This is a genomic window from Marivirga aurantiaca (assembly GCF_016679925.1).
In the GTDB taxonomy this organism is placed as follows: Bacteria; Bacteroidota; Bacteroidia; order Cytophagales; family Cyclobacteriaceae; genus Marivirga; species Marivirga aurantiaca.
Genome location: NZ_JAEQBW010000005.1, coordinates 54,897 through 79,691, shown reverse-complemented (window position 1 = coordinate 79,691; position 24,795 = coordinate 54,897). Strand labels below are relative to the sequence as shown.

Here is a 24,795-nt window from a genome sequence, read left to right as displayed (position 1 = left end):
AGATTAATTTAATCATTTTATCTTGACAAAACTGATTTACAAGAGTTTTCTTGAAATATTGAAATCAGATGTTTAATTATGCCTGCTGAAATATTACTATTAATAGAAGTTTAAAAATAATCATTGATTCTAAAAATAGTATGCATACCTACTATTTTTATTTTAATTTAAAATCAATACAGATAAGCCATTGTTTCTATTAATTGTTAATTTTGATCATCCTTTAAAGAAATAGAATTGATTCAACAAGAAGCATTTCAAGAGTATCTTCAAAAAATATTTTATAGCTTCCTCGGCCAGTCAATATGGGGGCTGGTTTTAGCACTTGTACTATGGTATTTTTATAGCCTGTACAAAAAAAAGCACTTGAAACTCTGGGCGCTAAGCTGGCTGGCTTTCTCTCTTTATTTGTTGCTTGCAAGAGGAACCTTCTACTTTACTGATTACCCTCCCTATTCCAACATATGGCAAAGTCTTTTCACATTTTCTTTTATGATAGCCGGTTTGGCCCATGTATTCTGGCTCTTATATGGCACTTATCATTTAATTGAACGTAAGATCTTTACCGCCAAAAAGGAATATCTATTTTACCTTGCTATCATAGTGATCAGTTTATTAACTGCTTTATTATTCCTGATTGAAGTCGAAGGTGCAATCACCTATACAATCATGCTTCCTTTTGGTATTAAATCCCTAATTGTAGGTCTGGCTTTTACTTTTGCAGGAGTGGTTACTATGCGAATGGGGAGCAGAAGTAGTGCTGTGGGAAAGAATTTGCTTTGGATTTCTTTTATCCTTTATGGGTTCCAGAATTTGCATTATTCCTTGGCTTGTTTCCGAATGATGGCGGACCCCCAGTCTGTATTGAATGTTGACTATACTTTTGGGGTGATAGATTTTCTTCTCCTTTCATTAATTGGAATAGGAATGGTTATTTGGCTTTTGGAAGATGAGCGCGCCACACTGGAGAAAACTAACAGGGAACTTGATAGCTTTTTGTATAGTACCTCTCATGATTTACGTGCACCTGTTGCCTCACTTTTAGGCCTGATTAATATTGCCAAGCATGATGTGAAAGAGGAAAGTGGCAGGAATTATATTCAAATGATGGAGGATCGTGTGAAAAAACTGGACAATATTTTCAGTGATATCCTGAATTATTCAAGGAATATCAAAACTGAAATTAATCCAACTGTTTTTCGTTTGGGTCAAATAATAGATGATGTGATTGCTGATGTTAAATTTAATCAAGGAGCAGATTCAATCCGACTGGATTATGATGAGGAAATCACTCATATACTTCGGACTGATTACTATCAGCTAAAGGTTGTACTGGCCAATTTAGTGTCTAATGCGGTGAAATATCATGATTCGGAAAAGCCTGATCAGTATATTGCTATACGGTTTGAAAAAATAGACAGGAACATTCAAATTTCAGTTAAAGACAATGGAAAGGGGATTGCCAGGGAAAGCCAGCGCAAGGTGTTTGACATGTTCTATCGGGCTACGAGTGAAGCAGATGGTTCAGGCCTTGGATTGTTTATTGTAAAACAGGCCCTTGCAAAAATCAATGCTGATATTTTATTGAAGTCCGAACCTGGAATTGGCAGTACTTTTAAAGTGATTTTAATAGGTGCTGCAGTCAGGGTTGATTAAAATCATCCAATCATGCAAAGTTAGAAAACACTTGTAGTATTTTTTCAAATAAACGTTTAATGCTTTATTTGAAATGTTTTAAACTGATCACTTCTCTTTCGGTTAAGTATCTCCACCTTCCTCTGGTAAGGTTCTTTTTGGTTAAGCCACCATAAATAGTTCGGTCAAGCTTTACTACATCATATCCTAGATGCTCGAATACCCTTCTTACAATTCTGTTTTTAGTAGTTATTACTTCAACTCCTATTTTTAACATGTCTGGAGTTAAGACAGCAATTTTTTCAACTGAAGCGATGCCGTCTTCTAAGGTGATACCTGCTTCAATGGCCAGGAAATCTTTCTCTTCTATGGGCTTGTCCAGTTCTACCTGATAAATTTTTCTGACTTTATGAGATGGATGGGTAAGCTTTTTTGCTAAATCACCATCATTAGTAAAGAGCAATAGTCCCGTAGTGTTCCTGTCCAACCTGCCAACAGGATAGATGCGTTCCTCACAAGCAGTTTTTATAAGCTCCATGACTGTTTTTCTTTCCTTGGGATCATCCATAGTAGTAAGAAATCCTTTAGGCTTATTTAGTAGTACATAAACCAGTTTCTCCCTGGTAAGAGGTTTCCCTTCATAATAAACTTCATCTCTGGGCATTACTTTGTAGCCCATTTCAGTCACTACTTTTTTATTTACTTTGATTTTTCCATCAGCTATTAATTGATCGGCCTCCCTTCTGGAGCAAATGCCTGAATTGGAAATATACTTGTTAAGCCTTATTCCTTCAGTCGGATCTTTAGGAGCTACAGATGATTTCTTTTCTTCTATAGCCTTGATCCTTTTCATATCATAATCGGGAGTCTCTTTTGGAGCCAGATTTTTAGTAAATTTCTTCTTGAAAGGTTTCTTAGCCATAATGATGTTGAATTGAGCTTTTACTTAATTGTTTAGTGTGTTGATCCTATTAATCAACACTTCAATTATGTTAAGCTGAGTGAAAGTGGTAATAAGATAATAATTTTTGAAATATCAGTTAAATCTTAAGAAGTAATAAGATTGAACATCAAAAGTAAGACAGGAAAATGGTTATTCCTCACTTTCCTGTCCTATTTGATTTTCTTCCTGACTAAAATCTTTTGGTGTTGGCAAATCTTTTAAATCATTAATGCCAAAATACTCCATAAAATTTTGACTGGTTCCATATAGGATGGGTCTCCCTATGGCATCTGCTTTTCCTTTTATTTCAACCAATTCCTTTTCCAGTAATTTTTGTACAGTATAATCGCAGTTTACACCACGAATCTGTTCCATTTCACCTTTGGTAATGGGTTGTTTATACGCAATAATTGAAAGTGTTTCCAGAGCTGAAGTGGAAAGTCTTTTTTTAGACTGCTGCTTCAACATAATGCCAATACTTGCCTGATACGAAGGTTTGGTCATGAATTGATATCCGCCAGCTATTTTTTCTACCTGGAAAGAAAATTCATCACCCTCATATTTCTTGAGGATTTTTTCCAATGCTACTTCAATATCTTCCAAAGGAACATCAGCTTCAAACATTTCTGAAAGACACCTTTGCATTTCCTGTATTTTTAAAGGAGAGGTGGCACAAAATATTAATGCTTCAATATGATTGAGCAGGAAATCCACTAGTTATCCTGAGCCAACTTTGCTTCAATAGATTGTGTAGTATGTGGTACGGCTCTTAATCTTTCTTTAGGAATTAATTTACCCGTTTCTGAGCATATTCCATAAGTGCCATTTTTAATTCTTACTAATGCATTCTCTAAATTCTTGATAAACTTCTGTTGTCTGGCTGCCAGTTGGTTCATGTTTTCTTTTTCCATGGTATCGGCACCATCCTCAAGTACTTTTACATTGCCAACCGTTCCATCAGTTCCCGAATCAGCGGAACGAGTGATGATGGTTTTTATATAATTAAATTCTTGTTTTGCTTTCTCAAGCTTTTGGGTAATTAACTCTTCAAACTCTACTAACTCCTCAGAGGTATATCTTGTTTTTACTTTATCACTCATGTCGATCTTTATTAAGTTAATTTGCGCACTAAATTATAACCTTTGTTGAAAAACCAAAAATTATTATCGAATTATAATTACGTGTAATCAATTCGAGAGATCATAATTTTAGGATTATAATTTGTTGATTGTTAGAATAGTTCAACTATTATTTGTTACGTCTGTTGGCAAATGCCACACCTATTATAATAAAAACAATTCCAATGTAATGGCCGGTAAATAATACCTCTCCATCTAGCAATCCCCATACAACAGCAACAATCGGAATCAGGTAAGTAACAAAACTTGTGAAGACCGGTGAGGTCAATTGTACTAGCCGGTTAAACATGATAAGTGCAATGGCAGTTCCAACTACTCCTAAAATACTTATATAAAATAAACCCAAGCCTGCCCCTGGTTCTGTTTGCATTTTTAAAACAAAATCACTCATTCCGAATAAATAATAGACGGCAATAGGGCTGATAAGAAAAATCGAAATGCTAGTGATTATTTTAGGGGTTAATATGCTGAACTGGAATTTGACTATGTTCAGGTTAAAGCCATAACATAAAGTAGCCAGAATCACGAAAATGGCATAGTAATTAAAGTTGCCCAAATCACCACCAGAGCCTGCCACAATCAATAAAATAGTGCCTGTAAAGCCTAATGTGATGCCAATACCATCTCTTTTGGTCAACTTGCCACTGAAGAACATCACTCCAACTAACAATGCAAAGATTGGAGTAAGTGCATTTAATACGCCTGTCACCCCGCTCTCCAGCCTGGTTTGGGCAAAAGCAAATAGAAACGCAGGGCCAAAGCTACCGAGCATCCCGGAAATGAAAAGCCATTTCCATTGTCTTTTATTTAATGTTTTTAACTTGGGAAGTGCCAATGGTAATAACACCACAGCTGCCGAAACAATACGTATAGCACCGACTTCACCAGCTGAAAATACCTGTAAACCTTTTTTAATTAGTATAAATGAACTCCCCCAGATTAAAGCAAGTGTGATAAGTAAACCCCAAACCAGAAATGGACTTGCAACAGGCTTTTCACTCATATACTTAATTCCGTTTGAGCTGAAAACACTTCATTGATTTCATCCAAAGTAGCCAGTACATCTTCATACCTGTCACTTTCTACCAATCGACTTCTGTAAGGTTTGAAATTGACAATTCCTTTGAAATAATTGGTGTAATGTCTTCTCATTTCGAAAATGCCTTTTTTCTCACCTTTCCATTCTACAGAAAATTTCAAATGAGATTTGGCAACAGCTACTCTTTCGGTTAAATCAGGAGCAGGTAAAAGCTCTCCGGTTTTCATAAAATGCTTGATCTCATTAAAGATCCATGGATACCCAATGGCAGCCCTGCCGATCATGATACCGTCCACACCATATTTCTCTTTGTATTCTTTGGCTTTTTGCGGAGAGTCAATATCGCCATTACCAAAAATGGGGATATGAATGTTGGGATCTTCCTTTACCCTGGCAATAAATTCCCAGTTGGCCTCGCCTTTATACATTTGTTGCCGGGTTCTTCCGTGGATGGATAGTGCCTGGATTCCTACATCCTGCAACCTTTTGGCCACTTCCTGAATTTTGATGGTGCTGTCATCCCAACCAAGGCGGGTTTTAACAGTTACGGGCTTGTTTACCTGCTTTACTATCTCGTCCGTCATCGCTTGCATTTTAGGCAAGTCCAACAAAATACCTGCCCCGGCACCTTTACAGGCTACTTTTTTCACCGGGCAGCCGTAGTTAATATCTATGATTTCAGGGTTGGCCTCTTCAGCAATAGCAGCTGCTTCCCGCATTGAATCTATTTTGTCCCCAAAAATCTGAATGCCTATAGGGCGTTCGTAATCATAAATGTCCAGTTTCTGCACACTTTTTTCCGCATTCCGGATTAATCCTTCAGACGAAATAAATTCTGTGTACATGAGATCTGCTCCTTTTTCTTTGCATACTGCTCTGAAAGGAGGATCGCTGACATCTTCCATCGGTGCCAAAAGCAATGGAAAGTCTCCTAATTCTATGTTTCCTATCTTTACCAATTTGTAAATCTGAATTTTGATGTAAATTTACGTTATATATGGATTCTTTCGAGTATAAAAACCCACAAATTAAAGATAAAAATCCTCTAAGGTCGATTTTATCACTTGTATTATTGTTCATTGCGGCCAATTTGATAGGCCAGCTAATTGGTTCATTAATAGCTATTTTCGTTTCCGGAATTGATTTCTATCAAATAGAACAAGTTTTAAAGCCACCTTTTACAGAACAAAGCAAAAGGTTTTTATATACTGCGCAAGGAATCAGTCATTTTTTGAGCTTTACCCTTTTTGGCTTGTTTTTTATCAAAGTGATAGATCATGATACCATTAAAAGCTATTTTCATCAAAAAAGTTTATTCTTCTCAGGAATTTTGCTGGTAATATTCATGACTATTAGTTTCATGTTTTTCAATTCCATTGTGATTGAATGGAATATGAATGTTCAGTTTCCCGAATTCCTGCAGGATTTTGAACTTTGGGCCAGAAACATGGAAGATAGGCTTATAGAACTGACAAAAGCTATGAGCAGTTATGTTAATATAGGAGAAATGCTGGTGGCTATGTTAGTGATAGGCATTTTGCCAGCTATTGGTGAGGAGTTGATCTTTCGCGGATTATTACAAAATAAATTATTGGCAGGTATAAAAAATCATCATATTGCCATCTGGATCACTGCTGTCATTTTTGGAGTATTCCATTTACAGTTTTTCGGAGTGGTGCCAAGGATATTCCTGGGAGCACTTTTTGGTTATATTTATTATTATTCCGGCAATATCTGGTATCCTATTGTAGCGCATTTCATTAATAATGGTTTGGCAGTTTTAGTAATGTACCTTGGGCCAAGAATGGTAGAAGATTGGAACGCAGAAGAAATTGATTCCAGTGTGCCTCCATTAATGTCTATACTTTCGTTGGTAATATGTGGGTTTCTCTTTTATCAATTTATTAAGCAGGTAAAGTTGAGAGAGGTATAATGGCGAAATGGCAAAGTATTTTCACAACCGATAAGTTATATCGTGCTGAAATAGTAAAAGATTTTCTGAGTGATCAGCAACTCCAACCTATCATAGTTGACAAGAAGGATTCGGCCTACCAATTAGGGCATTTTGAAGTAATGGTGACTTCAGATGAAGTGCTGAGAGCAATTAAAATAATTGAGAATGAGATCAAATTTGAATAAGTACAATAACTTAACGCAAAGAATTATAGCAGCACTTGTAGGGGTGTTTATTATTTTGGCGGCTATTATATATGGACAGTGGACCTATTTTGCAGTGTTTTTTGTTTTGTGTGCTTTCACCCAGCTGGAATTTTACAAATTGGTAGGCTTGGATGGTATGCTCCCTCTGAAATTCTGGGGAACTATTACCGGGCTTTCCATTTATACCATCACATTTTTGGTAAGAGCCGAGCATTTAAATCCACAAATCTATTTTGCAATAGCACCCATCGCCTCTACTGTTTATTTTGTGAAGCTCTACAAAAAGAATGATAAGAAACCATTTACCAATATAGCTTTTACATTTCTGGGGATTATTTATGTTGCTGTGCCTTTTTCCTTGCTGCATATTGCCGTATTTTATGAAGGCACTTACAGTTTTCAAATTATATTAGGTTCGCTATTCATTTTATGGGCAAGTGATACCGGGGCGTATTTTGCAGGAGTAAAATTTGGTAAAACTAAACTGTTTGCAAGAATTTCACCTAAAAAAACATGGGAAGGGGCACTTGGAGGAACCATACTCGCTTTTATTTTTGCCATTATTATGGCCAGTAACTTTGATGAAATTGAGGACTGGCAGTGGTTGTGTATTGCGGGGATTATAGTAATAGCAGGAACCTATGGGGATTTGGTGGAATCGCTCTTCAAAAGGAGCATGGATATTAAAGATTCAGGTACTACCATTCCCGGCCATGGAGGTTTTCTGGACAGATTTGACGGGCTTTTGTTAGCTGCACCATTTATTTCTGCTTTTTTAATGCTTTTCGACTGAATTCTTTAACTTTCAGCCGAAAAAAACAAAAATGAATTAACAAATCATTAATTTTACCGCAAAGTTTTTAAAAATAACAAAAACACTATGGGTTATATAGAACCGGCTCCAATTATAGACTTAGAGAATCCTTTTGAATCGATGATGTCTAGATTTCATATCGCTGCCCAACATTTAGGCCTTGATGATGAAGTTTACAATGTGCTAAAATCTCCTGCCCGACAGGTGATAGTTTCTTTACCAATTACAATGGACGATGGCTCCATTCAGGTATTTGAAGGTTATCGTGTGATACATTCTACCATATTAGGCCCTTCAAAAGGAGGCGTTAGATATGATATGGGAGTGAATATTGATGAAGTAAAGGCTTTGGCGGCATGGATGACATGGAAATGTGCTGTGGTAGATATTCCTTATGGTGGTGCTAAAGGGGGGATTAAATGTAATCCCAGAGCTATGTCTTCCGGGGAAATTGAGCGATTAACCCGTTCCTACACGGAATCAATGGTAGATGTTTTTGGCCCGGACAGGGATATTCCTGCTCCTGATATGGGAACAGGCCCAAGGGAAATGGCATGGATGATGGATGCTTATTCACGCTCTAAAGGTATGACAGTAAATGCTGTGGTTACCGGAAAGCCAATCGTTTTAGGTGGTTCTTTGGGAAGAACGGAAGCTACAGGTCGTGGAGTAATGGTGTCTGCTTTGGCTGCCATGGAAAAATTAAAGATCAACCCTTATAAAGCAACTTTTGCTGTACAGGGATTTGGTAATGTAGGTTCTTTTGCCGCATTGCTGCTGGAAGAAAGAGGAGGGACAATAGTTTCTGTATCCGACATTTCAGGTGCTTATGTGAACGAAAAAGGTATTAATATAAAAGAAGCTATTGAATACCGTAACAATAATAATGGCACTTTAGAAGGATACACAGGGGCAGATAAAATAAATGGAAATGATATCTTGACTTTGGAAGTAGACGTATTAATTCCTGCTGCCAAAGAAGATGTGATAACTGCTGAAAACGCTAACAATATCAAAGCGAAATTAATAGTAGAGGGAGCCAATGGACCTACATCTGCAAAGGCCGATAAAATAATCAACGACAAAGGAATTATGGTAGCCCCGGATATTTTAGCAAATGCCGGTGGTGTGACTGTATCTTATTTCGAATGGGTGCAAAACAGACTCGGTTACAAATGGACTGCTGAAAGAGTAAGCAGACGTTCAGACAGAATTATGAAGGATGCTTTTGAAGTAGTTTATAAAACATCTGTTGCTTATGATGTGCCTATGAGAATTGCAGCTTATATAGTAGCTATTGACAAAGTAGCCAAGACATATAAATACCGTGGAGGGTATTGATTTTTAAATCCAAATCGGACTTTGAAATCAATAAAATACCATTTAAAGCGCAGTTTATCTGCGCTTTTTTTATATTTGGAAAGAAATACTTAAAGACCAATGACTTTACATAAAGAAGGAAAAAAGATTTTATTTATAGCACTGATTGTTTTTGTTGGGGTGTTTTATTTGTTGGAATACTTTGTGGAAACCCCTGGTTGGGTCAACAACAGTATCCTTGGAGTGATGATTATTTTTTACCTCCTGATATTACAGTTTTTTCGTAGCCCTAAATTTGTAATTAATACAAATGAGAAACATGTGCTGGCACCTGCTGATGGTAAGGTAGTGGTAATTGAAGACACGGTAGAGACGGAATATTTCAACGAGAAAAGAAAGCAGATTTCAATTTTTATGTCTCCGGTGAATGTACACGTAAACAGAAGTCCGATTTCCGGTGTTGTGAAATTTTGCAAGTACCACGCAGGAAAATATCTGGTAGCATGGCACCCTAAATCCAGCACTGAAAATGAGCGTACCACTATTGTAGTGGAAGGAAATAATGGAGTGGAAGTGCTATTTAGACAAATTGCCGGGGCAGTTGCCCGCAGAATAAAATGGTATGTAAAGGAAGGAGACATGATAGAACAGGGAGGTGAGTTTGGTTTTATTAAATTCGGTTCCCGTGTGGATATTTATTTGCCTTTGGATGCAAAAGTAAATGTAGCTATTGGCGATAAAACCAAAGGCGGCAGAACTGTGATTGCTGAATTGTGATAATTAGAAGCAAATTTTTTGCAACTTAAAGTTAGATATTTAATGAGCCACCTGAGAAATTGGGTGGCTTTTGTGTTTGAAAGAATAAGAACAAATAAGTTTTTCTACTAAGGGTTGAATTTGGAAAATCAATAGTCTCTCCTTATTTTTATGCAACCTATCTAAGATTTCCGCACGAGGAGTCGCTATTTCAATAACCTTTTAAGTAAATAAAAAGCTATGCAACAGTGGAAAAAACTGTCCCAACAACAGATCAAGGAGCGTATATTCTCTGCTTTAAATGAGAATGTTGATTACTATAACCAGAACATAATTGGCTTGCCGGCTTCTCATTTGGATGATAAAGTGTTTTATCAAAATGCCCCATTTTTAGAAGATGCACCTTTTCTTTCCACTCTGATACATAATCCCAACCATATAGGGTGCCATACTCTAGGTTCTTCAGAAAGCTTTTTCAAAGGCACCCAGGCGATCGAAAAAGAAGCTATTGCCTTATGTGCTAAGGAAATATTGAAAGGAGGGCAAGAAGATTTTGATGGATATGTTGCCTCCGGAGGAACAGAAGCCAATATGCAGGCAGTTTGGATCTATCGCAATTATTTTATGAAGGAACACCATGCTTCCTTGGATGAAATTGCTTTAATCAGCTCGGCTGATGCGCATTACTCTTCAGCTAAAGCATCAAATGTGTTTCAGATAGGCTTTTACAAGGTGCCGGTGGATCAAAAAACCAGAGAGATAAATCATAATGGTGTTGAAAAAACTATTATACATGCACAGTCTGAGCGTAAAAAATATTTTATTGTGATGGCCAATATGATGACCACCATGTTTGGATCGGTGGATAATGTTGATTGTTATACAGAGGTTCTAAGCGCAATGAATGCTCCATTCAAATTACATGTGGATGGTGCTTATGGCGGATTTTTCTATCCATTTGCCAAAGCTGAGAATAATTTGAATTTCAGCAACCGACATGTGAATTCTATCACTTTGGATGCACATAAAATGCTGCAAGCACCTTACGGAACAGGCATATTTCTCATTAGAAAAAATTGGATGGCCTATGCGAATACGCAGGAAGCAAGTTATGTAGAGGGGGAAGATTATACTTTGATAGGTTCACGATCGGGAGCTAATGCCATAGCTATTTGGATGATATTAATGACCTATGGGCCGAATGGCTGGTATGAAAAGACAATGGTGCTTAATCACCGTGCCACATGGTTGTGTAATCAACTTAAAGAAAGAGGAATCGCCTTTTATAGATATCCTGATGCCAATATTGTCACTATTGAAGCGGAATATCTGAAACCGGAAGTTTGTAAAAAATATGGGTTGGTGCCGGACAATCATAAAAATGCAAAATGGTTTAAAATAGTGATCATGGATCATGTGACTATTGAGAAGCTGGAAAGATTTTTAGAGGAGGTTTAACAGATAAAATCTCCCGGCATGCTAAATGGGGATTTCACTATTCCTCGATAGCTTCGAGGAATAGTGAATACTGAATTAAATCTTCTGATTATATTGTTTGACTATCAGGAAATTGGAAAATATAATGGCGGGCTCTTTTTTTACCTAAATAGCTGGTTAACCAGTGGTGCTATACTGTGAATCTTTAGGAAGTTCGAATTCTCACGGTTCATATGGCAGTGTGTGTCTGTAGTAACAACCATTTCGACTAATCCGCAGTTTTCTAGCTTTTGCAGCCCGTCATTGATAAATATCCCATGGGTGGTGATTACAAAAATACTTGATGCCCCTGCTTCTTTATACACTTTTGCTGCATTTATGATGCTTCCGCCTGAGCGGATCATATCGTCATAAATCACCACGGTTTTACCTTTTACATCTGCATTAACGGCACTTATCTCTGTTTTATCTTCTTCCAATCTTCTTTTGAGCAAGAAAGCAGCATTAACACCTATATCATTGGCCAGGGACTCCACCCATTTGGCTCTGCCAGCATCGGTACTTGCCAGAACAAAATCTTTTCCACCTACAGATTTCGCTGCTTCGATAATAATTTCTTTACAATAAACATGCACAGGCTGCAGATCATTCTCGAAGTAATGTGGAATTCCTTCTGTATGTAAATCAAATAAGTAAATTTTATTTCCTTTATGGCTTTTAGGAATGGAAGAAAGTAACCTTGCCCTAGTTTTGGCAGTCACAATTTCTCCGGGTTTAACAGCTCTCTCCATTGTGGAATAACCAAAGTAAGGAACTACTAAGCTCAATGAGTTAGCTCCATATGAGACTAGTGCTGAAGCTAAATCATAGAGTTCCAAGGTGTCGGCATCGCATACAGTACCTCCCAACAGTATGACATCCCGGTTTTCGACCTGGTTTAATATGCGTTGATATCGTTCACCATCGGTAAATTCCTTCACTTCAACTTGCCCTTCTTCAAAGCTGTTTTCAGCCAGTATTTTATCAGCAAGATATTTATATTTGGTGGTATAAAAGAGTAGCTTTTTCATAGTTTATATTTTCTGAATTACAGTTTCCTGCTTCTTTTCCAGTAGTTTGATGACTTCTTTCCAATCAGTTAAAGCATCAAAACCGGCTTTGTCTTCAAAGAGCACATTGAAGTAGGGCTTTTTTGAAAAGTTGCCATACTTTTTGTTCTTCACTTCAGGGTTTTCATTCACATAGCTGAAGTGAATATTATGTGATGCAAAGAAAGCAAGATATTTTTCAATTTCTGAAGGATGCGAGCAAGTAAATAAAATGCAGCACACGTCCTCCCTTTGGCTAATCAATTGCAAAGCTTTTTTCGCCAGAGGATAGAATTTTGTTGGTAATTCTACCTCTGACCAATTGGGTTCCAGAACCGTTTCGTGCACATCAAAAGCCCAATAGGTCTTGTTCCAATTCCTCGTTTTTGCCTGCTCAAAAGCTCGGCTAATGGCTTTAGTGATCATATAAATACAGCTTGATTTTCTTCAATAGCTGCATTTTTTCTTATTTCTTCAAAAGTCCATTCTTTTAGGACTTTTCCGTTTTCAAATACAGTGACTAATTCATCCGGAACCTCTGGTAATTCGTGAGCTGCTACTGTGCTGTAAACACCATTTATTTTCACCAACTTTAACTTACCGGCTTTACTTTTTTTGAAGCTTTCAATAATTTTTCCGCTTTTATCCAATTCTTTAGGCCTTTTCTGCACCAATACTGCCTTGCCATTTATTTCAGCATAGCTACATTTTAATGCAAATTTTTGTGTGTCTCTGTCCAGCTTTTGCAGGAGTGCACCACCCATCCCTAATACCAGGTTCTCAGCACTTATTTTATTTGTTTTCAGCGCTTCAAATATTTCCTGAATGGCTTCGTAATTTACGCCATCACCCTGAATTACCCGAACTTGTGGAGGCAGTACTTTATACCCTTTTTCATTGATAGTGTAGCCAAATTTCTCGAATAATATTTCATATACTTTTAATAAAGTCATCACCGGGTCACCACTGTCAGGGCGGATCACTAATACACCATCTCTTTCAAGAATTCTCTCTTTAAATTCCTCTCCCCAATACTCTTTGCAGGCCCTGAAGATATCATAGCTATCAGATACACAAGCGACTAATCCAGCAGGAAATTCATCTAATACATGCTTGAAAATACCTTTCTCACCTTTTTCGCCCAACAATGTACAAATACTATGCTCAGTAGCCGGAATACTTTTACCATAAACTTCCTTTGCAGCATAATACTTTTGTGCAAATACAGAGGCGGATATGGTATCACTGCCGTTGAAGTTGATTAAATGCGCACTGCCACCAATGCCAGCACTTTCCAGGCTGCTTACCCCTCTGGCTCCAAAATCATTCAATACAAAAGGAATACCCGCTTCGGAACCGGGAGTGGCTGTTTCATCATAGTATTGAGTAATCACTTTTTTAATCTCCCTGCTTAAAGTAGCCACTGTGCAAGGGTACCATATCTGCATTAAAAGTGTTTCCAAAAAATTAGGGAGCCAATAGCATTTCGGATCGGTGTTTTCAATGGTCATCAGCACATTCTGAACTGGTACAGCTTTTCCTTCAGGAACAGCTTTAATTCGAACAGGTAATTTCCCCTTATGCTTGTCCAGTATGTATTGAAATTTACTCTTGTCAAACACATCATTTCTCCCGAATACAGATTCCAAAATAGGCTCGGCCTCGTCCAGATCAGCTTGGGTAAATGCCTGCCCTTCCAGGAATGTTTTCAGGAAATATTGCAGCCCGTAGAAAACAGTATTGTCAAATTTTCCACCCCTGCTTTCCAGGTAGCTACATACTTTTTCTGTGCCAGGATAGTAGAGTTTGTGGTGAGAATATTTATAACCATCTGCGAGTAATACTAAGTTATTTCTCATGACTTTCTTATTTAGTGAGGTATTTGTTAAGTATAAAATCGAACAGCATATAATGTTCAGGTGAAAGCTGATTAGATTCTTTCATTTTAGGTAATTCTCCTAAAGGGAACCACTGTAATTCTTTGATGTCATCTTGTGCTATTACATCTCCTTCATTATAATCACAGCTGAAAAGCAAGGTGATAATTTGATCGGCCTCATTTTTATAGCGCCAGTCGTCCACTTTGGAGGAGGTTTCATATTGCAGGTTTTCCACCGCAAGATCTCCACACTCTTCGCGCATTTCACGTAAGGCGGCCATTTCATAACTGTCATCTTCGGGATCTGAAAAACCACCCACAAGGCGCCAATTACTGGAGATTGCTTTTCTACCTAATAGCACTTCTGTTTTGTTATTTCGAAACACAGCTACATCCACAGTAGGATAAACCTTTTTATATTGGTTGTGAAGTGTATATAAAATTCCGGCTCTGAAATCTCTTGAATTGGATACCTTGTCTGCATATTTTTTGCGTAATTCCGTGGCGCTATAATCTCCATGTTCGGGGAGTTCAACTATCGGCTTTTTGCCATGGTAGTAGGGAATAAAACTATCTCTGCTACCGTATAAAGTAAATGCTTCCGCAGGAAATGCACTTTCCAGCATATTATCCAGGTTTTGCGACCATGCCTCATCACTTGGATGATCACTAAGAGGTAAAACAATTACATCATTGAATTCTTTTTTGATCATGGTCTCCCGGGTATAAAAGTCATAAGGGTTTTTACGGCTTGTTTTTACCGGGCTTACTCCCAAGATGATAATCAACTTATCATGTTGCTCTTTTACTTTTTGAATGAGGTCCATATGCCCCTCGTGTAGGTAGGGTGTTTGAAATCTGGCGATAATTACTCCTGTTTCCATATCTAATTGCGTTAATTATACACAAATATAAAAGGGGAAAATTAAGCCGCAAAATTATTTGCGTATTTTTTACACAAATAATTAAATAGAGCCATTGATCTTGATTGAAAATGAACCTCTCACTTTTTTTCTTAAAGGGGGGGGCAGGGGGATTCTTTGCTTTAAAGTGCTACTAAGGCAAAATTTCTACACCTCAAAATTAATTCCTTTCCTTTTCAAATCGAAATACTTTTCTTCATTGAACTGGTAAAGAAAGCCGGGACGGCCGGCACCTGAAAGATTTTGTTTTTCATCGGTTTCTTTTATAAAACCATATTTGAGCACTTTCTTTTTGAAATTTCTCCTATCTATAGGCCTATCCAATACTACTGCATATAGTTTTTCCAAATCCGAAAAAGGGAATTTCTTATCCAGCAGTTCAAAACCTATTGGCTCATAAGTTATTTTGCCTCTCAATCGTTTAATAGCTAGCTCTACAATATGTTGGTGATCAAACGCCAGGGGTGGCAAATCTTTAATGTTAAACCATTGGGCATCCACAGCATCAGTACTGGCTTTCAGTTGGAAGGCATCTGGTTTAATTAATCCGTAATAAGCTACTGAGATCACACGATTTCTTGGATCTCGTTCCACTTCGCTAAAGCTATAAAGCTGTTCCAGGTAATTAATAGACACACCTGTTTCTTCCTTAAGCTCTCTTTCGATGGCCTTTTCCAGGGTTTCCTCGTTTTTTACAAGTCCACCAGGCAGGGCCCAGGAACCTTTAAAAGGATCAATTTTTCTTTTGATGAGCAGTATAGAAATACCATCTTTCACTTTGTAGCCAAAAACTACAGCATCAACAGCTACTTTTATGTCTTGTACTTGCTCCATATTCAAAGGTATTCAAAGCTTAATTAATAAGGATTAAATTTTTGATGCTAAAAGTAAAACGTTCGTGGGAGGATAGTCAAGTGCTTTCCTGTTTTTATCGAAGAGTTGTACTTTATTTTCAAACCTATTCTGAACTATCCATGGATTAGCATAAGCAGAAGAGCTTTCCTCTACCCTAAAACCGAAGGATTCTAAAGTTGCTTTCCATTCAGAAAAGCTCCAAAAACAGAATCTTTCATGCATTTCACTGTTCCAGTTATCGTGATAATCTTTTGTGAGCATAAATTCTGCAGCATCTTTTAAAGCTAGTTCAAAATAGGTGTCACCTTCTATATGTATTTCATTGTAGCTGATTTGGTCATTCTCTGTTTTTCTGAAATCCATACAAAATCTTTTGAAGAGGGCATAAGTACTCAAGCCTCCTAAATATTCAGCCAGCAGAGTGTTGTCACTAAAAACCAGATCAAAGTCATCGTTTCGCCCATCTTCTGTAGTCAATTGCATCAGAATAGTTTTACTTCCGTTTTCAGGGCCTATCACATCTCTGTTAATCCAGACTCCTCCACTTTGTAATTCTTCATACCTGTTGGAAATAAACTTGAGTAAATCCTGCCTGTTACCATATGATTCAATTTCGTGCGTTAAGGAAGAGGTGTGGATAGTATTCATACTTTCTTTTTGAAATACAAATGACGTGACCGCATTTTTTTGAGCAAAGAAAACATACGGATTTCCAAACTCCCTGTTGTTCTTTCTCTGAAGGCAAATTTCATATAGCTGGCGTGCCACCTCTATTCCATAGAAATCGGATTCACGAAATCTCGGGTCTTCGGAAGCTTGTTTAATCCATGAGCCTACCGCGCAACCAATGTCTCCAATGATGCCTGGCTTAATATAACGTGCTGTATCTTTATATTTTATCTCAGCTATTTCGTCCATCTGGCGGACATAAGAATTATAATCGCGTGATTCGGTGATATCTCCATCTTCTCCTATTATCGGGTCGTTAAGTATGTTTCTCACCTTCTCATCCAGACTATAAGTCTGCCATATTTTTTTACTTGCCTGATGAATGAGCGATACAATTTCATTTGCCTGAGCCCAATCTGTATGTTCAGAAATAGACTCAACCAGTTCCCAGGGCAAAGCTGTTTGGTAGCTTTGATATTTTTCGTCCTGCAATTCAGCAGTAAGCACCTTAAAGCCAAGTTTTTTATACATTTCCATTACAGGAGTAGAGCAAATTAACAAAGTGTTTTCAGCATTTAATTGCAGCTTTTGCTCACTTTGATGCTGTATCTGTTTCAAAGTATAGGAGGCGAAATTCTCCAGTTCGCCTACATCATCTATTCCAAACACATAGCTTTTAGCTGGTAAATACTCACAGAATTCCTGAATCATCATGGCGCGGAGATAGAATGGGATAGGATTCCTTTTGGTGCCACTATGGTTGGCCGATGTAACTGCAAATACAATTCCAACAATTTTATCCTCACTTTTTTCCTGAATTATTTTTTGCAGATAATCAAATTGAAATTGAGTGAGTAAATGATGTCGGCCAGGAAAAAGTAGATACATTAATAGATAAAGTTTGATGAAAAGAAGGTAAATAAAATACAATTCATATGCATAAGCAATTCCTTTTTGAGCTCTTGTAAAATAAATCTTGTCACTTACTACCGATAAAAGAGAAAAGGGGTCTTATATCACATTAAACGAATCTAAATGTTAGAACGTCATTTCAGTCCCGATGGATCAGGATTACATTTTTCATAAAAAAGAAAATTATCCGTGATCCCATTAATATTTAGCATGAGCTACCGGATAAATTAAGACTTTTGGAAAAAGTAAGTCTTAATTTTCCTGCATAGCCTGCCCCGCCTAAGCGGGGATGACATCCTATAGCAATCGTACTCAGGTTTCTAGCTATATTTCTTAATAGCCTAGAAAATCCTATGTAATTTCAAATATTTAGGTTTATTTGAATTTGATTAATGAAGTTGAGTTAATGGAACAAAAAACCAATGGATTTTCCTTTAGATTAATTGCTTTAGTGGCTGGGCCTTTACTTTTTGGCCTGATCCAGTATTTTGAACCTCAATTCTGGTTTTCAGAAATCGGCTGGGATGTGTTTTCTATTGCCATCTGGATGGTGATTTGGTGGATTTTTGAAGCCATTCCAATTTTTGCTACGGCACTCCTGCCGATGATTTTATTTCCGACTACAGAGGTTTTTAAACTTTCTGAAGCCACTGCGCCCTATGCAAGTCCAATCATATTCCTTTTTATGGGAGGATTTATGTTGGCATTGGCCATGGAAAAACACCAGCTGCACAAGCGTATTGCTTTGAACCTTATCAGGCTGACAGGTACCCGTGCCAATGGTATAATTATGGGCTTTATGTTGGCTACAGCCGTACTTAGTATGTGGATCAGCAATACCGCCACAGCTGTAATGATGTTGCCGATTGCTTTATCGGTGGTGAAATTATTAGAAAGCCATGAAAGTTCTTTTTCAGGCTTTTCACGATTTAAAACTGCTCTTTTCTTAAGTATAGCCTATGCTGCCAATGTAGGTGGTATGGCTACTATTATTGGAACACCTCCCAATGTGGTATTGGTGGGCCTGGTTAAAAATATTTTGGGCAGAGAGATTTCTTTTGCCGGATGGCTAATGATTGGTCTGCCAGTGGTAACAATAATGCTGATACTTACATATTTTATGCTTACCAAAGTGCTTTTCAAGCATGGAATTGGTAAAATAGAACATGCAGATAATTTTATCAACTCAGAATTGGCTGCTTTGGGAAGTTGGAAGAAAGAAGAAAAATGGGTTGCCATTATTTTTACTCTTACGGCTGTATGCTGGGTGGCCAAGGATCAAATAAATTTTTTATTAGGCACCGACTTATTGAATGATACCATAACGGCTATGTCTGGAGGGTTGGCCACCTTTCTGGTTCCATTGAACAAGAAAGGAAAAATGTTGATGGATTGGACATCAATGAAAGACTTGCCCTGGGGAATTCTCATCTTATTTGGCGGAGGTATGGCATTGGCCAAAGCCATGGAAGAGGCCGGTTTTGTAGATCAAATAGGAATGGCTATCAGTCAGTATCAGGATATTCCGTTATGGCTACTGTTGTTGATTTTGATTGCGCTGGCTCTTTTTCTCACTGAGTTAATGAGTAATGTAGCCCTTACCACCATTGCTATTCCTATGGTGATTAGCATTGCTAACGGTCTGGAAGTGGAGCCTCTTTTGCTTGCTATACCAGTGGCTTTGGCAACCAGCTGTGCTTTTATGATGCCTATAAGCACACCACCTAATGCCATTGTTTTTGCCAGTGGTTATATCAATATCAAACAAATGGTACGTGCCGGATTTCTACTGAATTTGATCGCCATTGTGGTGCTGTTTTTGGCAGGAATGTATCTGGCGCCTTTGGTTTTTTAAAAGGAAATTATCTTTAAGGTTTAACGGGTTCAATAGAGTTTACTAAAACTAAATGAAAACTATAATCATACAAGGAAGCTCAAGGAGTAATGGCAATACAAGTAAAATTGTAGGAATTCTTAGAGAAAGGATGAAATGCGAATTGATCGATTTGAATTCTTACCTCATAAGCCAGTATAACTATGAACACAAAAACAGGAATGATGATTTTTTAAAATTGATGAGAAAAATAGTGGAGTATGACCTAATTATTTTTGCTACTCCTGTGTATTGGTATTCAATGAGTGGATTAATGAAAACCTTTTTTGATAGAGTAACAGATTGTTTAAAGATAGAAAAAGAAACAGGTAGAAAGTTGAGAGGTAAATACATGGCGGCAATTTCCTGTGGGTCTGATGGAATTGAAACGGAAGGCTTTTTTGTACCTTTTAAGAATAGTGCTGAATACTTAGGAATGACCTATGTTGGCAACTTACATACCTGGATTGAAAGTGATTCTCCAACAGAAAATGTACTGAAATTAATTGCAGCATTCAAGCGGAAGTTAGAAGAGGGAATGGGTCATTTACTAGACTAATGTGATTCTTTGGTTGAACAGATGCTCTCCTCTATTTTTTGCAGTAGGTTATAATAATCACAAGAAAAAATAGTAATTGAGAATTTACCTACTAGATTTGTGCCTCTAAAAGCACTTATCATCATTTTCAAGCTTTAGAGGTCTTAGCTTTTGAGCTAAAAATATGAGAATACTTTAAATAAAATTTCCGAGAGTAAATGAAGCTATCAATTCTATTATTAACATTCTTATTGTCAATTAATGTAGTTGCGCAGGATAGTGGCACATATGAGAGCAAGCCAGTAACAACTTTATCGGGTTTTGTAGATGCCTTTTATATGTATGACTTTAACCAACCTGGCACGAATTACCGACAAGGATTCTTTTACAATCATAATCGGCATAATGAATTTAATGTGAATCTGGCGCTTATGAAAGTGAATGTAGAGCATGCCAAATACAGAGCTAATTTTGCTTTTCATGCAGGAACTTATGGCAATGATAATTATTCTGAAGAACCGGGATTGTTAAAAAATATATTTGAAGCCAATGTTGGGATTTCTTTAAATGAAAGAAATAACCTCTGGTTAGATGCAGGAGTTTTTGCTTCTCATATTGGTTTTGAAAGTGCCATCTCAACAGATAACTGGACACTAACTCGTTCTTTCATCGCGGAAAGTTCTCCATATTTTCTTTCTGGAGCCAAACTTACTTACAATCCTAATGATAAGTGGGAGCTTGTAGCGCTTATGTGTAACGGATGGCAACGCATTCAGCGTTTGGAAGGAAATTCTTTACCTTCTTATGGTACACAAGTAAATTACAGTCCGAATGAAAGAATCACTTTGAATTGGAGTACTTTCATAGGAACTGATGAACCTGACAGCACAAGAAGAATGCGCTACTTCAATGATTTTTTTGGTCAATTTCAACTGAGTGAAAAGTTCAGTTTGATTGCAGGTATTGACTATGGAGTACAACAAAGAGCAAAAAGCAGCGACTCTTATGATGCTTGGTTTACCCCAATAATAATTGGACAGCTAACAATTAATAAAAGCTGGAAAACAGCTGTCAGAGCTGAATATTTCCAGGATAATGCAGAAATAATTATACCTACAGAAACAGGAAATGAATTCAATATTACTGGTCTTTCCTGGAATTGGGATTATTGGCCAACATCAAATGTTGCCTGCAGATTAGAAGCGCGTTGGCTAAACAGTAAAGACAGAATTTTTGCCACAAATGATGATTCATTTAGTAACAATAACTTTACGATTGGCAGTTCAATTGCCATTCAGTTTTCAGAGATGCTTAAATAATAGCATTTAGTTTTGGAGGAATTTAAATTCCTCCTAAACTACTCCACCACGCTAATCCGCACCTTCTTCTTTTTCAATTTGCTGTTATTCACTTCTTTAAGCAACTGCTTAACTTTTGAGGCTTTTACCGATACAAAGGCACAATCCTGCTTGAGCTCAATTACTCCCAAATCATCCTTTTTAAGGCTACCTTGTTTAAAGAATAAGCCTGCTATGTCTCCTTTGGAGATTTTATCTTTCCTGCCTCCGGAGATAAATAATGTCTGCCATTCGGCTTCTTTTTTTGTTCCCTCAGTTCCTAATTCCTCTATGGACATAGATTCTGCCGTAATAAAGGGAGGTAATTTTTCATCCCCTCCCTGTAATATATAAGCAGTACCGAACTGGTGCATTCTTGCTGTACGTCCATTTCGGTGGGTAAACTCCTCCGCTTTTACAGGTAAATGGTAATGGATAATAAATTTTATTTCAGGCACATCAATTCCTCTTGCAGCCAAATCGGTAGCTAACAAAACATTATAAGTGCCATTACGGAACATAATTAATGCACGCTCTCTGTCTCTTTGCTCCAATCCACCATGGAAACTGCCATGTTGAATCCCCAGCTCATTGAGGTAATCACTTACCCTTTCTATGCTTTCTTTAAAATTGCAGAATATGATTCCTGGCTGAGATCCTAATTTCTGGAGAAGTTGCCCCAATGTTTCCAGTTTATCCTTTTTAGGAGATTGCACCACTTTTATGGCTAATTCAGCAACGCCTTCATTCAAATAATTGATATAAATTGGCTCTCTTAATCCTATAAAAGAGGGGAGGTTCTTCGGCTCAGTGGCAGAAGTTAGAATCTTTTTATGGACATTAGGCAAGTTCCAGATAATCTCTTTCATCTCGCCTTCAAAGCCTACTTCCAGAGATTTATCGAACTCATCCAGCACAAGCGTAAGTATATCTGTAACCGGAAAAGTCTCTCGTCTCAGGTGATCTGCAATCCGTCCGGGCGTACCGATTAAGATGGCCGGTCTGTGTTTTAAATCTTCTTTATCTTTAGCACCGGCTCTGCCACCGTAAATGGCATTGGCTTTATAGCCTGTACCCATTTCACGAATTACCTGCTCAATTTGGATGGCCAATTCCCTGGAAGGTACTAAAATTAGAGCTTGCACCTCAGGATTTTGCGGATTGAGCTTTTTTATAATAGGTAATAAAAAAGCAATGGTTTTACCGGTGCCTGTAGGTGAAAGTAGAATAGTTTCTTCAGCATTAGCTATTACCTTCAGGGCTTCCTCCTGCATGGGGTTTAGCTGGGCAATACCCATTTTGGTTAATATTTCCTGCTGATTTTTTACCGATTGTACCATAATGCAAAGCTAGGCTAAATTGGGGAATAGTTATTATAAATATGGTAGCAATGGTTTAAATCACCTATCTATAACTATCCATGTTTATAAGTTGATAGGCTTGTTTGATCGAAAATTATTTTAATAAAGGAGTGTCAAGTCTAAATTATTTGAAAAAGCCTTTAGATTGATGCCTGATTTCTATTTAAGTCAATTTGTCCCCATGATAAAAACTAAAATATATCGAGCAGTTGAAAAGGGCTCACACGGAAGAAGAATGAATGTGGTTTTTGATTATATAATCATGTCATTGATTCTCCTAAGCGTTATTTCTATTATTCTTGAATCTGTTCCTGAAATCAATAGCAAGTTTGGATATCAATTAAGAATATTTAATATTTTTTCAATTGTAGTTTTCTCAATTGAATACTTAATGAGATTGTATGTTTCGGATTTAACTCATCCTTCCACTACAAGATTCAAATCGTATTTGAAATTCATGTTTTCTTTGCAAGGTTTAATCGATTTAATGGCCCTTATACCTTTTTACCTTCCAATGTTAATTAAAATAGATTTGAGATTTTTGAGGGTTCTAAGATTGACAAGGTTCTTGCGTGTTCTTAAAGTCAACAGGTATAATAATTCTTTAAATTTAATAGGGGCGGTCATCAAAGAAAAAAAGCCGGAACTACTTGTTACTGGTTTTGTCACATTTCTGGTACTCTTATTTGCTTCTTTTATCATGTATTATGTTGAAGGAGAGAAACAGCCTGAAGCATTCCCGAATATTTTGGCAACCTTTTGGTGGGCAATAGCCACCTTGACAACTGTGGGATATGGGGATGTATATCCTGTTACCGGCTGGGGGAAATTTATAAGTGGAATAATTGCAATTTTAGGAATTGGAATAGTTGCTTTACCAACAGGATTAATAAGTGCGGGTTTTATGGATAAGATAGGAAAAACCAAACAATCGAACGAATGCCCACATTGCGGGAAAGATATTGAAAATCGAATTCCCTAACTTACATTTTTAAATCAATGCTTATTCGCCAATTGCCCACAGGCTGCATCAATATCCTTACCACGGCTTCTCCTTACATTCACAGTTACATCCTTATTTTCCAGGTAAGAGGCAAATGCATCTAATTTATCGGCTTCAGTATTTACAAAGTCTGCCTGATCAATCGGGTTATATTCAATGAGGTTGACCTTGGCCGGAACATATTTAGTGAACTGCCACAATTCACGGGCGTCCTCTAGTGAGTCGTTGAAATTGTTAAATACACAATATTCAAAAGTAACTCTGTTCTTCGTTTTCTGGTAGTAGTACTGCAAAGCTTCTCTCAGTACCGGCAGGTTATTACTGTCATTAATGGACATGATGGTACTTCTTTTTTCGTCATTGGCGGCATGTAATGATAAAGCTAAATTAAACTTTACATCATCATCAGCCAGCTTTTTAATCATTTTTGAAATGCCGGCAGTTGAAACAGTAATTCGCTTAGGAGACATATGAAGACCTTTTTCAGAAGTAATATGCTCAATGGATTCCAGCACATTTTTGTAATTCAAAAGGGGTTCTCCCATTCCCATATATACAATATTGGTTAATGGCATTTGATAGTGTTCTTCGGCCAGTTCTTTAATCATCACTACCTGATCATAAATTTCGGCAGCCTCCAAATTACGCATTCGCTTAAGATAGCCTGTAGCACAAAATTTGCAGCTTAACGAGCAACCTACCTGTGAAGATACGCAAGCCGTCATTCGGTTTTCGGTAGGAATAAGCACGCCCTCTACTTCATTGCCATCATGCAATCGGAAAGCAACTTTTATCGTACGGTCTCCACTTATTTGTTTTGATGCAATCGTGATTCTGTTAATGCAATAATTAGCCTCCATCCATTCCCTTAAATCTTTTGAAAGATTAGTCATGTCCTCAAAAGTAGCTGCGGATTTCACCCATAGCCATTCATATATTTGTTTGGCACGAAAGGCTTTTTCTCCTTTTTGTGTCAAATCAAGGGCAATTTCTTCCACAGACATCTTTCTGATGTCCTTCTTTGAAAGGTTAACCTCTATAATTTCTTTAGGTAGATGTTGTGCTTTATCCTGCATATGCATTTTGCAAATTTACATTATTAAGCTCACATAAG

The 24,795-nt window shown here is 37.4% G+C and carries 24 protein-coding genes; 11 read left to right on the top strand and 13 right to left on the bottom strand.

Annotated features, from left to right (window positions below):
* Window positions 1-237: 237 nt before the first annotated feature.
* Window positions 238-1,656: a sensor histidine kinase gene (locus JKA74_RS12145; RefSeq protein ID WP_236587757.1), complete on the top strand. Its 1,419-nt coding sequence runs from the start codon at window positions 238-240 to the stop codon at window positions 1,654-1,656.
* A gap of 64 nt (window positions 1,657-1,720) precedes the next feature.
* Here the strand turns inward: JKA74_RS12145 and JKA74_RS12140 are convergent, their stop codons facing one another.
* From JKA74_RS12140 to dusB, 5 genes are all read right to left on the bottom strand, one after another.
* Window positions 1,721-2,557, bottom strand: coding sequence for a pseudouridine synthase (locus tag JKA74_RS12140; protein ID WP_201431465.1), 837 nt, complete (start codon window positions 2,555-2,557; stop codon window positions 1,721-1,723).
* 171 nt (window positions 2,558-2,728) lie between these two features.
* Window positions 2,729-3,292 carry an SMC-Scp complex subunit ScpB gene (scpB, locus tag JKA74_RS12135; protein ID WP_201431464.1) on the bottom strand — a complete coding sequence of 188 codons (564 nt, stop codon included), beginning with the start codon at window positions 3,290-3,292 and terminating at the stop codon, window positions 2,729-2,731.
* Window positions 3,292-3,678 carry a TraR/DksA family transcriptional regulator gene (locus tag JKA74_RS12130; RefSeq protein WP_201431463.1) on the bottom strand — a complete coding sequence of 129 codons (387 nt, stop codon included), beginning with the start codon at window positions 3,676-3,678 and terminating at the stop codon, window positions 3,292-3,294. Before JKA74_RS12130 ends, scpB begins: the two co-directional genes overlap by 1 nt.
* A gap of 148 nt (window positions 3,679-3,826) precedes the next feature.
* Window positions 3,827-4,720, bottom strand: a complete 894-nt coding sequence (locus JKA74_RS12125) for a DMT family transporter (protein ID WP_201431462.1) — start codon at window positions 4,718-4,720, stop codon at window positions 3,827-3,829.
* Window positions 4,717-5,715, bottom strand: coding sequence for a tRNA dihydrouridine synthase DusB (dusB, locus tag JKA74_RS12120; RefSeq protein ID WP_201431461.1), 999 nt, complete (start codon window positions 5,713-5,715; stop codon window positions 4,717-4,719). The genes JKA74_RS12125 and dusB overlap by 4 nt, the downstream gene beginning before the upstream one ends.
* A gap of 38 nt (window positions 5,716-5,753) precedes the next feature.
* Between dusB and JKA74_RS12115 the strand changes: the two genes are divergently transcribed.
* From JKA74_RS12115 to JKA74_RS12090, 6 genes are all read left to right on the top strand, one after another.
* Window positions 5,754-6,689: a CPBP family intramembrane glutamic endopeptidase gene (locus JKA74_RS12115; protein ID WP_201431460.1), complete on the top strand. Its 936-nt coding sequence runs from the start codon at window positions 5,754-5,756 to the stop codon at window positions 6,687-6,689.
* On the top strand, window positions 6,689-6,895 hold the full coding sequence (locus tag JKA74_RS12110; RefSeq protein ID WP_201431459.1) for a putative signal transducing protein: 207 nt from the start codon (window positions 6,689-6,691) through the stop codon (window positions 6,893-6,895). The genes JKA74_RS12115 and JKA74_RS12110 overlap by 1 nt, the downstream gene beginning before the upstream one ends.
* Window positions 6,876-7,709 (top strand): phosphatidate cytidylyltransferase, encoded by an 834-nt coding sequence (locus JKA74_RS12105; protein ID WP_201431458.1) that lies wholly within the window; start codon window positions 6,876-6,878, stop codon window positions 7,707-7,709. The genes JKA74_RS12110 and JKA74_RS12105 overlap by 20 nt, the downstream gene beginning before the upstream one ends.
* A gap of 87 nt (window positions 7,710-7,796) precedes the next feature.
* Window positions 7,797-9,071, top strand: a complete 1,275-nt coding sequence (locus JKA74_RS12100) for a Glu/Leu/Phe/Val family dehydrogenase (protein ID WP_201431457.1) — start codon at window positions 7,797-7,799, stop codon at window positions 9,069-9,071.
* A gap of 99 nt (window positions 9,072-9,170) precedes the next feature.
* A complete protein-coding gene (locus JKA74_RS12095) occupies window positions 9,171-9,827 on the top strand; it encodes a phosphatidylserine decarboxylase family protein (RefSeq protein WP_201431456.1) in 657 nt (218 codons plus the stop codon).
* A gap of 219 nt (window positions 9,828-10,046) precedes the next feature.
* The gene (locus tag JKA74_RS12090) at window positions 10,047-11,264 is read left to right on the top strand and encodes a pyridoxal phosphate-dependent decarboxylase family protein (protein WP_201431455.1); all 1,218 of its coding nucleotides are present in this window, start codon (window positions 10,047-10,049) and stop codon (window positions 11,262-11,264) included.
* A 140-nt stretch (window positions 11,265-11,404) separates the two neighbouring features.
* On the opposite strand, the gene JKA74_RS12085 is transcribed toward JKA74_RS12090, so the two are convergent.
* The 6 genes from JKA74_RS12085 to JKA74_RS12060 all read right to left on the bottom strand — a co-directional run bounded on the left by JKA74_RS12085 (window position 11,405) and on the right by JKA74_RS12060 (window position 17,545).
* Window positions 11,405-12,313 (bottom strand): ribose-phosphate diphosphokinase, encoded by a 909-nt coding sequence (locus JKA74_RS12085; RefSeq protein WP_201431454.1) that lies wholly within the window; start codon window positions 12,311-12,313, stop codon window positions 11,405-11,407.
* 3 nt (window positions 12,314-12,316) lie between these two features.
* Entirely contained in the window at window positions 12,317-12,757 is a 441-nt protein-coding gene (locus tag JKA74_RS12080) for a hypothetical protein (protein WP_201431453.1), read from the bottom strand.
* On the bottom strand, window positions 12,754-14,190 hold the full coding sequence (locus JKA74_RS12075; protein WP_201431452.1) for a nicotinate phosphoribosyltransferase: 1,437 nt from the start codon (window positions 14,188-14,190) through the stop codon (window positions 12,754-12,756). The genes JKA74_RS12080 and JKA74_RS12075 overlap by 4 nt, the downstream gene beginning before the upstream one ends.
* Before the next feature lie 7 nt (window positions 14,191-14,197).
* Window positions 14,198-15,094: an NUDIX domain-containing protein gene (locus tag JKA74_RS12070; RefSeq protein ID WP_201431451.1), complete on the bottom strand. Its 897-nt coding sequence runs from the start codon at window positions 15,092-15,094 to the stop codon at window positions 14,198-14,200.
* Window positions 15,095-15,280: 186 nt separating this feature from the next.
* Window positions 15,281-15,967 carry an NUDIX hydrolase gene (locus tag JKA74_RS12065; RefSeq protein WP_201431450.1) on the bottom strand — a complete coding sequence of 229 codons (687 nt, stop codon included), beginning with the start codon at window positions 15,965-15,967 and terminating at the stop codon, window positions 15,281-15,283.
* A gap of 33 nt (window positions 15,968-16,000) precedes the next feature.
* Complete coding sequence (locus tag JKA74_RS12060; protein ID WP_201431449.1) at window positions 16,001-17,545, bottom strand: class I SAM-dependent methyltransferase; 1,545 nt, start codon at window positions 17,543-17,545, stop codon at window positions 16,001-16,003.
* 430 nt (window positions 17,546-17,975) lie between these two features.
* On the opposite strand from JKA74_RS12060, the gene JKA74_RS12055 reads away from it, so the two are divergent.
* The 3 genes from JKA74_RS12055 to JKA74_RS12045 all read left to right on the top strand — a co-directional run bounded on the left by JKA74_RS12055 (window position 17,976) and on the right by JKA74_RS12045 (window position 21,299).
* Window positions 17,976-19,424, top strand: a complete 1,449-nt coding sequence (locus tag JKA74_RS12055) for an SLC13 family permease (protein WP_201431678.1) — start codon at window positions 17,976-17,978, stop codon at window positions 19,422-19,424.
* Window positions 19,425-19,476: 52 nt separating this feature from the next.
* On the top strand, window positions 19,477-20,001 hold the full coding sequence (locus JKA74_RS12050) for a flavodoxin family protein (RefSeq protein ID WP_201431448.1): 525 nt from the start codon (window positions 19,477-19,479) through the stop codon (window positions 19,999-20,001).
* A gap of 197 nt (window positions 20,002-20,198) precedes the next feature.
* Window positions 20,199-21,299, top strand: coding sequence for a porin (locus JKA74_RS12045; RefSeq protein WP_201431447.1), 1,101 nt, complete (start codon window positions 20,199-20,201; stop codon window positions 21,297-21,299).
* Window positions 21,300-21,337: 38 nt separating this feature from the next.
* Here JKA74_RS12045 and JKA74_RS12040 read toward each other — a convergent pair whose 3' ends face one another.
* Complete coding sequence (locus JKA74_RS12040) at window positions 21,338-22,657, bottom strand: DEAD/DEAH box helicase (protein WP_201431446.1); 1,320 nt, start codon at window positions 22,655-22,657, stop codon at window positions 21,338-21,340.
* A 202-nt stretch (window positions 22,658-22,859) separates the two neighbouring features.
* On the opposite strand from JKA74_RS12040, the gene JKA74_RS12035 reads away from it, so the two are divergent.
* Window positions 22,860-23,660: an ion transporter gene (locus JKA74_RS12035; protein WP_201431445.1), complete on the top strand. Its 801-nt coding sequence runs from the start codon at window positions 22,860-22,862 to the stop codon at window positions 23,658-23,660.
* Window positions 23,661-23,674: 14 nt separating this feature from the next.
* On the opposite strand, the gene rlmN is transcribed toward JKA74_RS12035, so the two are convergent.
* Window positions 23,675-24,757: a 23S rRNA (adenine(2503)-C(2))-methyltransferase RlmN gene (gene rlmN / locus JKA74_RS12030; protein WP_201431444.1), complete on the bottom strand. Its 1,083-nt coding sequence runs from the start codon at window positions 24,755-24,757 to the stop codon at window positions 23,675-23,677.
* Between the last annotated feature and the right edge of the window lie 38 nt (window positions 24,758-24,795).

Excerpts from the sequence above, each read along its gene's own strand:
- JKA74_RS12140 (WP_201431465.1), bottom strand. The coding sequence starts at position 2,557 with ATGGCTAAGAAACCTTTCAAGAAGAAATTTACTAAAAATCTGGCTCCA.
- JKA74_RS12130 (WP_201431463.1), bottom strand. The coding sequence starts at position 3,678 with ATGAGTGATAAAGTAAAAACAAGATATACCTCTGAGGAGTTAGTAGAG.
- JKA74_RS12125 (WP_201431462.1), bottom strand. The coding sequence starts at position 4,720 with ATGAGTGAAAAGCCTGTTGCAAGTCCATTTCTGGTTTGGGGTTTACTT.
- JKA74_RS12115 (WP_201431460.1), top strand. The coding sequence starts at position 5,754 with ATGGATTCTTTCGAGTATAAAAACCCACAAATTAAAGATAAAAATCCT.
- JKA74_RS12110 (WP_201431459.1), top strand. The coding sequence starts at position 6,689 with ATGGCGAAATGGCAAAGTATTTTCACAACCGATAAGTTATATCGTGCT.
- JKA74_RS12105 (WP_201431458.1), top strand. The coding sequence starts at position 6,876 with ATGAGATCAAATTTGAATAAGTACAATAACTTAACGCAAAGAATTATA.
- JKA74_RS12100 (WP_201431457.1), top strand. The coding sequence starts at position 7,797 with ATGGGTTATATAGAACCGGCTCCAATTATAGACTTAGAGAATCCTTTT.
- JKA74_RS12095 (WP_201431456.1), top strand. The coding sequence starts at position 9,171 with ATGACTTTACATAAAGAAGGAAAAAAGATTTTATTTATAGCACTGATT.
- JKA74_RS12090 (WP_201431455.1), top strand. The coding sequence starts at position 10,047 with ATGCAACAGTGGAAAAAACTGTCCCAACAACAGATCAAGGAGCGTATA.
- JKA74_RS12085 (WP_201431454.1), bottom strand. The coding sequence starts at position 12,313 with ATGAAAAAGCTACTCTTTTATACCACCAAATATAAATATCTTGCTGAT.
- JKA74_RS12080 (WP_201431453.1), bottom strand. The coding sequence starts at position 12,757 with ATGATCACTAAAGCCATTAGCCGAGCTTTTGAGCAGGCAAAAACGAGG.
- JKA74_RS12075 (WP_201431452.1), bottom strand. The coding sequence starts at position 14,190 with ATGAGAAATAACTTAGTATTACTCGCAGATGGTTATAAATATTCTCAC.
- JKA74_RS12070 (WP_201431451.1), bottom strand. The coding sequence starts at position 15,094 with ATGGAAACAGGAGTAATTATCGCCAGATTTCAAACACCCTACCTACAC.
- JKA74_RS12065 (WP_201431450.1), bottom strand. The coding sequence starts at position 15,967 with ATGGAGCAAGTACAAGACATAAAAGTAGCTGTTGATGCTGTAGTTTTT.
- JKA74_RS12060 (WP_201431449.1), bottom strand. The coding sequence starts at position 17,545 with ATGTATCTACTTTTTCCTGGCCGACATCATTTACTCACTCAATTTCAA.
- JKA74_RS12055 (WP_201431678.1), top strand. The coding sequence starts at position 17,976 with ATGGAACAAAAAACCAATGGATTTTCCTTTAGATTAATTGCTTTAGTG.
- JKA74_RS12050 (WP_201431448.1), top strand. The coding sequence starts at position 19,477 with ATGAAAACTATAATCATACAAGGAAGCTCAAGGAGTAATGGCAATACA.
- JKA74_RS12045 (WP_201431447.1), top strand. The coding sequence starts at position 20,199 with ATGAAGCTATCAATTCTATTATTAACATTCTTATTGTCAATTAATGTA.
- JKA74_RS12040 (WP_201431446.1), bottom strand. The coding sequence starts at position 22,657 with ATGGTACAATCGGTAAAAAATCAGCAGGAAATATTAACCAAAATGGGT.
- JKA74_RS12035 (WP_201431445.1), top strand. The coding sequence starts at position 22,860 with ATGATAAAAACTAAAATATATCGAGCAGTTGAAAAGGGCTCACACGGA.
- rlmN (WP_201431444.1), bottom strand. The coding sequence starts at position 24,757 with ATGCAGGATAAAGCACAACATCTACCTAAAGAAATTATAGAGGTTAAC.